The organism is Acidobacteriaceae bacterium, assembly GCA_035944135.1.
GTDB lineage: Bacteria > Acidobacteriota > Terriglobia > Terriglobales > Acidobacteriaceae > Granulicella.
The window spans coordinates 973,508-986,194 of sequence record DASZBM010000002.1; the positions used below are offsets into that span (position 1 = coordinate 973,508).

General features: G+C 62.7%; 11 protein-coding genes. 8 read left to right on the forward strand and 3 right to left on the reverse strand.

Annotated features, from left to right (window positions below):
* The first annotated feature begins 97 nt into the window (after positions 1-97).
* The 3 genes from VGU25_06805 to VGU25_06815 are packed head-to-tail and all read left to right on the forward strand — an operon-like array spanning position 98 to position 3,897.
* Positions 98-1,312 carry a hypothetical protein gene (locus tag VGU25_06805; protein HEV2576902.1) on the forward strand — a complete coding sequence of 405 codons (1,215 nt, stop codon included), beginning with the start codon at positions 98-100 and terminating at the stop codon, positions 1,310-1,312.
* Positions 1,309-2,787: a hypothetical protein gene (locus VGU25_06810; GenBank protein ID HEV2576903.1), complete on the forward strand. Its 1,479-nt coding sequence runs from the start codon at positions 1,309-1,311 to the stop codon at positions 2,785-2,787. Before VGU25_06805 ends, VGU25_06810 begins: the two co-directional genes overlap by 4 nt.
* Before the next feature lie 27 nt (positions 2,788-2,814).
* Positions 2,815-3,897: an ATP-dependent DNA ligase gene (locus tag VGU25_06815; GenBank protein ID HEV2576904.1), complete on the forward strand. Its 1,083-nt coding sequence runs from the start codon at positions 2,815-2,817 to the stop codon at positions 3,895-3,897.
* 31 nt (positions 3,898-3,928) lie between these two features.
* Here the strand turns inward: VGU25_06815 and VGU25_06820 are convergent, their stop codons facing one another.
* Positions 3,929-5,359 carry a DNA primase small subunit domain-containing protein gene (locus VGU25_06820; protein ID HEV2576905.1) on the reverse strand — a complete coding sequence of 477 codons (1,431 nt, stop codon included), beginning with the start codon at positions 5,357-5,359 and terminating at the stop codon, positions 3,929-3,931.
* A gap of 151 nt (positions 5,360-5,510) precedes the next feature.
* Here VGU25_06820 and VGU25_06825 point away from each other — a divergent pair, with 151 nt between their 5' ends.
* Both VGU25_06825 and VGU25_06830 read left to right on the forward strand, forming a co-directional pair.
* Positions 5,511-6,542 carry a hypothetical protein gene (locus tag VGU25_06825; GenBank protein ID HEV2576906.1) on the forward strand — a complete coding sequence of 344 codons (1,032 nt, stop codon included), beginning with the start codon at positions 5,511-5,513 and terminating at the stop codon, positions 6,540-6,542.
* Positions 6,543-6,757: 215 nt separating this feature from the next.
* A complete protein-coding gene (locus tag VGU25_06830; GenBank protein ID HEV2576907.1) occupies positions 6,758-8,206 on the forward strand; it encodes an amino acid permease in 1,449 nt (482 codons plus the stop codon).
* A gap of 305 nt (positions 8,207-8,511) precedes the next feature.
* On the opposite strand, the gene VGU25_06835 is transcribed toward VGU25_06830, so the two are convergent.
* Entirely contained in the window at positions 8,512-9,546 is a 1,035-nt protein-coding gene (locus VGU25_06835) for a UDP-N-acetylmuramate dehydrogenase (GenBank protein ID HEV2576908.1), read from the reverse strand.
* Positions 9,547-9,820: 274 nt separating this feature from the next.
* Here VGU25_06835 and VGU25_06840 point away from each other — a divergent pair, with 274 nt between their 5' ends.
* From VGU25_06840 to proC, 3 genes are all read left to right on the forward strand, one after another.
* The gene (locus VGU25_06840; protein ID HEV2576909.1) at positions 9,821-10,246 is read left to right on the forward strand and encodes a BrxA/BrxB family bacilliredoxin; all 426 of its coding nucleotides are present in this window, start codon (positions 9,821-9,823) and stop codon (positions 10,244-10,246) included.
* A gap of 104 nt (positions 10,247-10,350) precedes the next feature.
* Positions 10,351-11,322 (forward strand): sigma 54-interacting transcriptional regulator, encoded by a 972-nt coding sequence (locus VGU25_06845; GenBank protein ID HEV2576910.1) that lies wholly within the window; start codon positions 10,351-10,353, stop codon positions 11,320-11,322.
* A gap of 37 nt (positions 11,323-11,359) precedes the next feature.
* On the forward strand, positions 11,360-12,202 hold the full coding sequence (gene proC / locus VGU25_06850; GenBank protein HEV2576911.1) for a pyrroline-5-carboxylate reductase: 843 nt from the start codon (positions 11,360-11,362) through the stop codon (positions 12,200-12,202).
* 11 nt (positions 12,203-12,213) lie between these two features.
* On the opposite strand, the gene VGU25_06855 is transcribed toward proC, so the two are convergent.
* Positions 12,214-12,660, reverse strand: coding sequence for a DUF1772 domain-containing protein (locus VGU25_06855; protein ID HEV2576912.1), 447 nt, complete (start codon positions 12,658-12,660; stop codon positions 12,214-12,216).
* Between the last annotated feature and the right edge of the window lie 27 nt (positions 12,661-12,687).

The following is a 12,687-nucleotide window of genomic DNA, read 5'->3' on the forward strand; positions in this document are numbered from 1 at the left end:
ACCCGCCGAATCGCCTTAGAAAAAATAGAGGGGCGCATAGAACGGCAAACCGCCGCATCGCCTCGTATCATGAGGGCAAGCTCCCGGAGGATCCTTGATGTCCGCCGATTTGGCTCACCCGCCTGCGTTTGTCGCCGCCGCCGCCACCCCAGACACCCGCGAAGTCGCGCGCACGTCCTCTGTGCCTTGGTACATCTGGGCCGGAGCGCTTGCCGTTACCTCAGCCTCCATCGGCGGCCAGTGGGACGTCGCCTGGCATCGCTCCATTGGTCGCGACAGCTTCTGGACACCCGCGCACATGGCCATCTACGCCTGCGGCGTCATCGCAGGAATCGTCGGCCTCTACCTCGTGCTCACCGCAACCTTCGGCAGGTCCGCCTATGCGGCGCGCCTGCGCGAGTTCTCCGTGAACGTCTTCGGTCTGCGCGCTCCGCTCGGTGTCTTCCTCGCCGGCTGGGGCGGCGTGGCCATGCTTACCTCCGCGCCGTTCGACAACTGGTGGCACAACGCCTACGGCCTCGACGTCAAGATCGTCTCTCCGCCGCACACGCTCTTGATTCTCGGCATCCGCGCCATCGACGTCGGCATGATGTTCCTCATGCTCGCGGCCATGAATCGCGCCTCCGATGCCGGCGACGCGAACTTCAAAACGCTGCGTGCGCTCTTTCTTTATCTTGGCGGCTTGCTGCTCGGCGGACAGATGTTCTTCATCACCGAGTACACGCTGGACTTCATGCTGCATCGCGTCCTCGCGTACCTCTGTCTTGCTGTCGCCGTGCCGTTCGTGCTCGCGATGATCTCCCAGGCCTCGCGATTCCGCTGGGCCGCAACAACCATCGCAGCCATCTACGCCGCATCCATCATCGCGTTCATCCTCATCTTTCCGCTCTTCCCCGCGCAGCCGAAGCTCGGCCCGGTCTACTTCCCCGTCACGCACCTCGTTCCGCCCAAGTTCCCCATCCTGCTCATCGCACCGGCGCTCGCGCTCGATCTCTTCTGGCAGCGCACAAGGAATTGGAAGCTCTGGCAGATTGCGCTGCTCTCCGGTGTCATCTTCGTTGCGGTGCTCGTCGCAGTCGAATGGCCCTTCGCAAAATTCCTCATGTCCCACGCCAGCCAGAACCGATTCTTCGGCACCATGTACTTCGACTACGGCACGCCTCCCAACAGCTACGAGCGCCTGCGCCGCTTCTTCCATCCGGATTCCGGCATGACGCTTTATCTCGGCCTGCTGCGCGCTTCCCTCTTCGCCGCCATCTCCACCTGGCTCGGCCTCCTCTTCGGCCGCTGGATGCGTGGAGTGCAGCGATGATCCTCGCCAACTACAAGCGACTGCTCTTTGCATTCATCGCCGCGCTGCTCTTCGCCAGCAGCGCCTACGCGCACGTCGGCAACAAAGACATCTACCAGACCGTCACCGTTGGCCCTTACAACCTCTTCATCACCATCCGCACACCGCTCGTCATCCCCGGCGTAGCCATCATCGAAGTCCGCTCCAGCGGAGCTCCGGTTAGCACCCTGACCATCACCCCACTCCCGCTCACCGGTGAAGCATCGAAGCACCCACCCACTCCGGACGCAATGAAAGTTTCGTCCAGCGATCGCCAGTTCTTCACCGGTTCGCTTTGGATCATGGAGTCCGGCTCGTGGCAGATCCGCTTCGGTATCGATGGCGCCGCCGGAAACGCAACCGCCAGCGTGCCCGTCCCGGCCGTTGCCCGGGGTGTGCTCCGCATGCAGCGCCCGCTCGGCCTCATGCTCGGCCTGCTCGGCTGCATTCTCGTACTCGGAATCGTCGGGATCGTCATGGCAGCCGCGCGCGAAGCACGCCTAGTTCCCGGTGCCACTCCGAATTCCGCGCGACGCCGCCTCGCTCTCATCGCCGGTGCAGCCGCCTTCATCATCTGCGTCGCGATTATCTACCTTGGCGGCAAGTGGTGGAACGTCGAAGCTGCAGATTACGCCGCGGACATACATCACAACTCCGAGCTGCGCGCCACGCTGACCGGCAATCAACTCGCCCTCCTGATTGGAGATCCCGACCCCCAACCTGACGGCCCATGGAAGCCCGTCAAGAACTCCAATCTCCTCACCGATCACGGGCACCTCATGCACCTCTACGCAATCCGCTGGCCGCAGATGGACGCAGTCTTCCACCTCCATCCCGTACCCACCGGCAAGAGCGGCTTCACGGACCCTCTCCCTGCGATGCCGCCAGGCACCTATCACCTCTATGCAGACGTCGTCTTCCCCAACGGCTTCCCCGAAACGGAAACCGCAAACCTCACCGTCCCAGCCGGCATGCCCGCATCGCCACTCGGCAGCGAGGATGCAAGCGCCACGCCGCCGCCACTCTCCTCTGGTGAACTCGGACCCGCCTGCAAACTCCCCGACGGCTACACGATGGCCTGGGACAAACCCGCAACCCTGTCCGCAAACACTCCCTACGATCTCGTCTTCCACCTGCTCGACCCGCAGGGCCGCCCGGCAACCGACATGCAGCCATATCTCGGCATGGCTGGACACGCTGCCTTCGTCAAGACCGACGGCACCGCCTTCGCCCACACCCATCCAGAAGGCTCCGCCGCGATGCCGGCCGTCATGCTCGCCAATGAGTCCGACTCGATGGCCGGCATGCCCGACACGATGAACATGGCCGCCGAGGCAATCTCCTCCACCGTCGCCTTCCCCTACGGCTTCCCCTCCGCCGGCCCTTATCGCATTTTCATCCAGATGAAGCACGGAAACACCGTCGAGACCGGTGTCTTCGACGCATCCGTTCACTAACTCAATCCCGTCCGCATCCAACACACAGTGCCGCTCCCACTTCCATCACCCATCCTGCCCATGCTCGCCAAGCGCGTGGACGAAATCCCCTCCAACGCCGACGCCTGGGTCTTCGAACCCAAGTGGGACGGCTTCCGCACCGTCATCTTTCGCAGCGGCGACGAGCTGCTCATCCAAAGCCGCGACGGCAAGCCCCTCGATCGCTACTTCCCCGAGCTCCGCGATCCCCTCCTCAAGCAACTCCCGCAGCAATGCGTCCTCGACGGCGAAATCGTCATCGCCAGCGACGGCGGTCTCGACTTCGATGCCCTCACGCTCCGCATTCACCCGGCCGCCTCGCGCGTAAAGACACTCGCCGCGCAGCTTCCCGCCTCCGTCGTCTTCTTCGACCTGTTGCAGCTCGACGACCGCGACCTCCGCAACGAGCCCTTCACTACACGCCGCGCCGAGCTCGAACGCATCCTCAAAAACCTCCGCGCTCCCCTGCACCTCACACCCGCAACCCGCGACCGCGACACCGCGCAGGACTGGTTCACGCGCTTCGAAGGCGCCGGTCTCGACGGCGTAATCGCCAAGCCCATCGCCGGCCCTTACACGCCCGACAAGCGCACCATGCTCAAGATCAAGCACGAGCGCGACTGCGATTGCGTCGTCGCCGGCTTCCGCTGGCACAAGGACGGCCAGGGCACCGCCGTCGGCTCACTTCTGCTCGGCCTCTATGACGCCGCCGGCAAGCTCCAGCATGTCGGCGTCTGCGCCAGCTTCACCGCCGCCAAACGCAAAGAGCTCGTCAAGTTCCTCGAGCCCTATCGCAAAGACGCCTTGCGCAACCACCCATGGGCAGACTGGCAAAGCGGAGTCGCACAGGCCAGCGGCCGCATGCCCGGCGGCCAATCGCGCTGGAGCGCAGGCAAAGACCTCAGCTGGGAGCCGCTCCGCATCGAGCTCGTTGTCGAGGTCGCCTACGAGCACATGCAGGGCACTCGCTTCCGTCACCTCGCCCACTTCCGCCGCTGGCGCCCCGACAAGCCCACCGCCACCTGCACCTACGAGCAGCTCGAAGTCGTCCCACCCCTCGAACTCATGACCATCTTCCCCGAGCGCTCCTAACCCGCTCTTCCTAACTCCTCACCCCTAACTCCTAACTCTCTTTGCGCCACTCCCGCGTCGGATCATCATCCGGATCAGGCACACCCTGCGTCGGCCGCAACGCCTCCGGCACATGCCGCAGGTTCACGCGAATCCGATACCACACATACGAAGCCCCGCGCATACGGTCCACCAGCACATCATCCACCGCCAGCAACGCCGCAGCCTCGGCGTGCTGTTGTTTCCAACGCTCCAGTCCCGCCTCCGCCGCAGCTTTGTCCGGACTCTGCGCCACCACGATCAGCGGCATCTTCGGCACCCGCCCCGCCCGCTTCGCCTTCGGCTTACTCTCAGTCCCCTCCTGAGCCGCCGCGGGATCGCCGGTCACACCCTCGGCCGCACCCGCCGCAGCTTTCTTCCGCTTCGACTGCCCGCGAAACCGATGCGCTCCAAAGCCCTCCTCCATCTGATCCGAAAACTTCTTTGCCTTCGACGGAGCCACACGCCTGCCTTCGCCTTCCTGCTTCACAAAGTGCGGCGGCCACGGCGCATCGCCAATCCCCTCCGCCTCATCGCGCGCAGCCATCTCCAGCAGCGCATCCAGCACACCCGCATGCTCATCCATCGCCGCGTGCGGATCACCCACCTTCGCAAACCGCTCCGGCACCGTCAGCACCGTAAACTCCGCCGGATCGCACACCATCACCTCATCCCAGCGCAGCGGCGTACTCACCCGCGCATCCGGCAGCGGGCGCACTGAAAACGCAGAGCACGTCGTCCTGTCCTTCGCATTCTGGTTGTAATCCAGAAACACACCGTGCCGCTCTTCCTTCCACCACTTGCTGCTCGCCAGCGAACACCGTTTCTCCACCGCCCGAGCCAGCGCCAGCGCAGCCCGCCGCACCTCCGTAAAGCTCCAACTCGGCTCAATCCGTATGTTGATGTGCATTCCACGCGATCCGCTCGTCTTCGGCCACGCCACCAGGCTCAGCTCATCCAGTAGCGCCTTCACCTCCATCGCCACCGTGCGCACATCCGCCCACTCCACCCCAGGCTGCGGATCAAGATCCACGCGCAACTCATCCGGATGATCCAGATCCGCCGTGCGCACCGGGTGCGGATGCAGCTCCATGCAGCCCAGGTTCACAATCCACGCCAGCCCCGCGGCATCATCCACCACCACCTCGTCCGCCGTCCGTCCTGACGGAAACGACAGCGTCACCGTCCGCATCCACTCCGGCAAATCGCTCGGCGCACGCTTCTGATAAAACGGCTCCGCCTCCGCGCCATTCACAAACCGCTTCAGGACAATCGGCCGATCCACAATGCCACGCAGCGCACCCGGAGCCACTGCCAGGAAGTAGCGCACGATGTCCAGCTTCGTCAGCTTCACGCCCTTGCTGAAGTAAGGCTTCGACGGGCTGCTGATCCGCACCGTATGCCCCGCAACCTCCAGCAACTCGGAATCATCCGCCTTCGCCATCTCTCCCCTTCCTATCAGCAATCTCGCTTACCGTACCGCCTGGTGTCCTAGGGTACCGGGAAATTTCAACGCTGCGATTCGTTGACTTATTTCTATCCACGGGCCTACAGTGCCACTCATTTCCCAACCCATCCATAGGAGGAGCTGCATCATGAGCGCTACCACCCGCTTCAGCAGACCGGGATTTCCGGGCCCAATCTTCTCCGGTCACGTTTACAAGATCACTGATCCCACGAGCTTCTTCCTGCCCATTCTCGGTGGGCAACAAGGCCCGCCCCAGCAGGGCTTCCAGCCCTGGTCCGGCTTGGAAGTCAGGACGTGGTCGGTCAACGACCTGATTCCGATCCCCTTGCCCGGTGGCTCAGCCCTGACCCAGGCCGACGGCAGCTTTGGCATCACCCAGCCCCCGCCAAACGCCACCGTGCCCGGCGGCACACCCTCGGACGTCCGGTTCATGCTCGTCGTCACAGAAGGTTCGTTCCCCTTCCGCCCGCTGTACCGTTCGGACCTCAGCCTGAGCGTCGGGACTGCCGAGACCACCGAGCTCAACATGTACCTCCTGCCTGAAACAATCGACGTGAAGAACGGCATCACCGCCGGCAACGTCAGCACTGTGCTGAAGGGCTCAGCGCTACCGGGCAACACTCAGATCACGGCCAATCCGAGCGGACTCTCCTTCTCGGGATCGCAATCCGGCGCGGACGTAAAGTTTGGCATCTCCATCGTCCCCGACAGGTCGTTCAACCTCAGCACGTTTCTTGACCTTGCGCTGAGTTCGTGGAATATCCATGTCGGCTGGCCGGCCGACTGGTGCACCAACGCCGACGACATTCTCGTTGAAATCGTGAACGGTCTGCAGGGAGCCGCGACCTCAATGAATTCAGCCGTGCTCACCGACATGGAGAAGTTCTTCGCCGCTGAAGAAGGCATCCCCCTCGGTACCGGCGGCTCCATCCCCTCCATCGTCAAAACGTTCTTCAACTCCGACGTGTCCGTGACCTTCATGGACATCACGTTTCCCACGCAGCACACCTGGTCCATATCCAACACCACCGACTCGACCGTCGTGGTTACAGGCGATCTCTGCGTCGGCTACCCCCGCCACCTGTCATCGGATCCGTCGACCATCCCGGTGTTCGAGGCGATGCGGTTGTCCCGGGCACTGCGCCCTGTGCTCGTCTAGGCTCTTGCCTCTGCTTTTGCTTCTTGCCCGGATCACCACAAAACCGGGTGCCCCATTCATGCGCGGTCTTTTCGCGCATGAGTGGGGTCGAAGTTTCACCCCACCTTCATCAACTCCCGCCGCATGCATTTCTATCTTGCACCGTCCCCATTTCATCTGTACCTTCGCTTTCATCGATTTCCCATCCATCTCCAGACCACGCACGCAGAGGTCTCATGCCCACCACCGCATTGCGGTCATCGTCCGCCGAATCATCCGGCCTCGTCCAGGGTCTCGGCTTCATCCCGGCAACGGCCATCGTCGTCAGCACAATCGTTGGCAGCGGTGTCTTCCTCGTCGCCAGCGCCATGGCGCAGGCTACTGGCTCGCTCCGTATCATCCTTGCCGCGTGGGCTCTCGGCGCCGTCATTGCGCTGTGCGGAGCATTCTGTTTCGCCGAGCTTGGCGCTGCGCTGCCTGAGGCCGGCGGTCTCTACATTTACCTCACCCGCGCCCTCGGGCCCCTCTGGGGATTCCTCTTTGGCTGGATGAACTCGATAGTTGCACTTCCGGTCGCGGTCGCCGCGCTCGCCGCAGCCTTCGTGCGCTTCGCAGGCTTCATCTTCCCCGCCATGATCGCCCCCTGGCTCACCTTCCATTTCGCCAGCCATGTATTCACACTCTCCAAAGCGGAGCCTTCGGCAGCCGCGGTTGTCCTGCTTCTCACCGCGCTCAACTACCTCAGCGTTCGTGTCGGCGGTGCCGTTCAACTGATATGCAGCGTCATTAAGGTCGGGTCCGTCGTCGCCATCGTCATCGCAGGGATATTTTTCGCCAAACCGGCCGCCTATCTCGTAAGCCATCCAGCTGCACTCGGCATAGGGGGCACTCTCACAACCCTGGTCTTAGCGCTCGTGCCTGTCATGTGGGCCTTTAACGGCATTCAAAACCTCGGCTACATGGGAGCCGAGATACGCAACCCCGCCAAAAATATTCCCCGCGCTCTGCTCTGCGGAATTTTGATCGTAAGCATCCTGTATTTTCTAGCGAATTTCACGTACTTCCGCGTACTCTCCGTCAGCCAGGTCGCCTCCTCGCAGCACGTCGCATCGGACGTCATGCAGCTTGTCATCGGTTCGGGCAGCGCGATCTGGCTGACCGTTGCGATCGCAATTTCAGTGCTCGCCACGCTGCATGCCGTCATCATGACGGAGGCACGCATCCCCTACGCCATGGCGCACCGAGGCTTGTTCTTCAAGCTCGCTGGACGGCTCCAGCCGCGCTTCCGCAGCCCCTCCGGTGCTCTGCTCCTCATCGGCACACTGGGCATGCTCATGGCTCTCACCGGCACCTTCGAGGAGCTGTTCTCGCTCTACATCTTCGTCATGTGGATCTTCTTCGCGCTCGGCGGCCTCGCCGTCATCCGCCTCCGCGCCACCGAACCCGACCTCCCGCGCCCCTACCGCGCCTGGGCCTATCCGCTAACGCCCATCATCTTCGCCGTGGCCGATCTCGCCGTCACCGTCAGCCTCTGGATCGCCCACCCCATCCGCTCTTCCCTTGGCCTCCTCCTCATCCTCGCCGGAATCCCCTTCTACGCCTACTGGCGACGCAATCAGGTTGCAACCCCTCCATCCCTCGAAAAACCCATGCCACCTCTCGAAGAACCCACTCCCGCCCTCTAACCTTTCGCGAACGCCCTAAGAAGCGTCATCCTGAGCGCAGCCATTCACGCTCGCGGGAATGGCGAAGTCGAAGGACCCCGACACCGTCAGCGCTACCGATACAGCCAACCCTTTCAACCACGAAATCCACAAACCCGGGTGGCCCAGGTTCCCGACGAGCGTTCTTTCCTCGTTGGGGTGGCTAGGCAAGGAACTTGTTTCTCGCCCGGATCACAACATACCCGGGTGCCCCATTCATGCGCGGCGTCGGGGTCGCCGGCGAGTTTGCTCGCTGGGGTGACAGAGCGCATGAGTGGGCCCGCAAATCACCCCAGCTTCACTGGCTCCCGCTCCAGCCCCACACCAAACCTCTCCTCCACCCCCCGCCGAATCCTGTCCTGCAGCCGCTCAATATCCGCCGCCGTCGCCCCGCCCCGGTTGATCAGCGCCAGCGTGTGCCGCGACGAGATCCCGGCCGCTCCATCCGCAAACCCTTTCTCAAAACCAGCCCGCTCGATCAGCCACGCCGCCGACAGCTTCACCACCCCATCCCCAGCCGGCCAGTGCGGGACCGCCTCGGTTCCAACCCCCGCCGCCACCGCCACCTGACTCAACCGCCCGGCCTCGACCACCGGGTTCTTGAAGAACGATCCCGCACTCCTGCAGTCCGGATCCTTTTCCACAAGCAACATTCCCTTGCTTTTACGAATCTGCCGCACAGCGGATAAAACAGCTTCTAAATCAATAGTTTGTGTCGATTGAGCAAAGTATCGCTTGACGTCCCCGTAAGTAACTTGAGGCGTACCCGAAGGATGTAACCGAAAGTCCACCCGGGTCACTACATACCGTTCCGGCTCGTCCTTATTGAATAAGCTCTTGCGATAGCGGAACTTGCAGGCCTCCCGGTCCAGCTCCACAAACTCGCCAGTCTTCCGGTCAAAAGCCCGCACCAGAACGATGGTCTCCGCGACCTCCTGCCCATACGCCCCGACGTTCTGCACCGGCGTCCCGCCCACGCTTCCCGGAATCCCCGCTAGGCACTCCACCCCCTGCATCCCGGCCTTCACCATGCCGTCGACGAACTCATCCCAGACCTCACCGGCCCCCACTTGGAACAGCCCCTCGCCGCAATCCCGGATGCCCCGGATGCCGATCTGCACCACCAGCCCCGGAAACCCCGCGTCGCTCACAAGCAAATTGCTTCCGCCGCCCAACACGAAAAGCGGCAGCCTCCGCTCCTCAGCCCGCCGGACGGCCTCCGCCACATCCGCTTCAGTCTCCGCCACCGCAAAGAACCTCGCCGGCCCACCCACTCCCAGCGTCGTCAACGGACCCAGCGCCACATTCTCCTGAATCTTCACGGTTCGAGACTAAATGACAGGCTGTCACTCTCACCCCGCAACTCACCTCCAGAAACTCAAAGCTAAACCTCCAATTCCGTCTGCTCGCGCCCAATCCCTTGACGCAACCGGTAGAATAGAAATAGAGAACAAGCGGTCGGGCTGACCGGCAACCGCGCATGGCATCGCGCAACAGAAGTCCAGACCCAACTCACGTGTTCTGAAGACTTTGCGCAAAAAGTACGGGGGGGACCCCCTCTCCCGCAACCAGAATTTCCGAAGGAGTCACCGACAAATGTACCCAGAGCTGATGGTCATCCCCATGCGCGAGGAACTCACCCGCGCCGGTATCGAAGAGGCCCGCACCGCCGAAGACGTCGACAACGCCCTCAAGCAGCCCGGAACCACCCTGCTCGTGGTCAACTCCATCTGCGGCTGCGCCGCCGGCAAGATGCGTCCCGGCGTCCGCCTGGCGCTCCAGCACGCCACCAAGCCCGACCACGCGATTACCGTCTTCGCCGGCCAAGACCGTGACGCCACGGAGCGCGCCCGCAGCTACTTCCAGGGCCAGCCGCCCACCTCCCCCGCCATTGCCATCCTCCGCGACGGCCAACTCGTCTACCTGATGCAGCGCTCCGCCATCGAGACCTCCACCGCCCCTGCCATCGCGCAGGAGCTCACCCGCGCCTTCGACGCGTACTGCGCTAAGTCAGCTGTCTAAGCTCACGGAACAACCCAGCCAGGGGGTGGACGCTAGTCCATCCCCTGACTTTTTCCACAAGCGTTACTCAAGCTCTCGCCCGTGTCCGCCGATGGAGCAGATGTATGACTCCATTGATTCAGGTGATGCCCGTAACGTCATTCCGGCCCGGCAATGTCGCTCCTCAGCCCAAGTCTCCTGAAACCAGGCCTGACGCTCAATTGCTTGTCGGCCCGAGCCCAGCGATGGCTCGACTGTGGGCTCAACTCCGCATCCTCGCTCCCCACTTCCGCGTCGCGCTGCTGACCGGTGAGGCAGGCTGCGGCGCGGATGCGGTCGCACAGGCCCTGCACGACCTATCGTCCTTTGCCGGCACGCCCCTCATCCCTCTCCGTACTGCCGAAGCCGAACGCCAACTCCGCCGCCCCACTGCGCTCCTCGGCAGCGCAAACCGAGGCGCCCTTTTTCTTCCCGATATCGATCGCCTCTCGGCGGCGGGACAGCAGATGCTGTTGCGGTTGTTGAGATTGCGAAGGCATCGCAGGATTGCGATCATCGCCTCGACGAGTGCGGATCTTCGTTCCTTGATGAGCGCAGGCACATTTGATGCCGAGCTGTTCAGCCACCTGAGTGCGCTTCGTCTGCAGATTCCCTCGGTGCGCGAGCGCGTGGAGGACATTCCGCTGCTTACGCATCAGCTCTGTCAGGCGGAGGCCACGCGCCAGGGACGGCGCACTCCCTCCTTTGAGCCGGGCTTTCTCGCAGCGGTCACGGAGTACGGATGGCCGGGCAACTTCCAGCAGCTGCGACCGGCTATGGCATGGATGGTTGAGCATAGCGAGGGATCAATCGGTCCTGCGGACCTGGCTGCTGCGATCGCGGAAGTGCGTACCGAACCCGTGCCGGAGGCTCCGGTCCGCATGGTGCCACTGGATGAGATCGTCCACGAGCACGTTCGCGCTGTTCTGATCGGATGCAATGGCAACAAGTTGCGGGCGGCGGAGGTGCTCGGGATCAGCCGCTCGACTCTATACCGAATGCTCGAAGCTACCTCTATCTCCGGCGCGTCGAATTCCCTGGCGCTGCTGGCGAGCTAATGGCGTGATGCACGAAGGCCTCTGATAGCCTTCGAGCATGAGCTCGAAAGATTCGGAGCAGAATATGGCCGCCGGGCTACGGATTGCGGTGCTCGGCGCGGGCAAGATGGGCGGCATTCTGTTGCAGGCGTTCGTCCGCACGGGCCTGTTCCCTGCACAGCAGATTGCGGCTACGGTGGCGCACGAGCTGCGTGCCGAGGCGCTTACGAAGCAGTTTGGCCTGGCAGTGACGACAGATAACCGTCGAGCGGTTGAAGGCGCAGACATTGTCCTGCTCGCAGTGAAGCCGACGCAGGTGGTTCAGCTTGTGCGCGAGGTGAGCGGTTCGCTCAAGTCCGGCGCGTTGATCATCTCCATTGCGGCGTCAGTAAAGACCGGCGCGATCGAAGATGCGTTAGGAGGATCGCCGGCGGTGATTCGCGCGATGCCCAATACGCCTGCAATGCTGGGCGCGGGAATTACCGCGTTGTGCCGCGGCCGTTTTGTTACGGACGAGCAGCTTGATCTTGCACAGCGAATCTTTTCGACGGTGGGCCGGACGGTAATTGTTGATGAGCGGCACATGGACGCCGTGACTGGGTTGTCAGGCTCCGGGCCAGCGTTTCTTTACATCATCCTGGAATCGCTGGCTGAGGCTGGCGTGAATGTCGGCCTGCCGCGTGAGATTGCAACGCAGCTTGCGGCGCAGACGGCTTATGGCGCGGCGAAGATGGTGCTCGAGACGGGATCGCATCCCGCGCTGCTGAAGGACGAAGTCACGACGCCCGCCGGTTGCACGGTCGATGGCATTCTGGAGTTGGAGGAGGGTGGGCTGCGCGTGACGCTGATCAAGGCTGTAAAGCGAGCCACGGAACGCGCACGGGAGCTTGCAGGCAACTGAAGCGTACGCCCTCAGCGAAGAACTGCGAGCAGGAAGCAGACCATCGATGCGGCAAGAACGACGACGCGTCCGCGGTGAAGCGTATCCCAAGTGTTGTGCTCGCGCAGTGAGGCTTCGGCGGAGCAACTGCCGTGCAGCCGCATCATCCGGTTATTGATCGGCACAAGAAACATGAGTGTCAGGACGATTACTGCAAGCCAAAGTGTGCTGGCTGCGATCAACAGATGTTCGCCGACGCTATGGCGGCGAAGTACCGCTTCCGCGAGGAGCAGCACGAAGCTAAGCGCATACCAGAACGGCATTGCAGCACCGAGCCTTTTCGCAAAGAGGCTGATGGTCTTCATCCTGAGACCGCTATCAAGTCTTTCAAGGATCGGATTTATGAATGCGGAAACCGTGAACTCGGCTCCGATAAGAAGACCGACGCTCAGCGTCGTCACAAGATCCAGGTAGATCATTCCATTTCTCCTGCACTGTGAGACGCG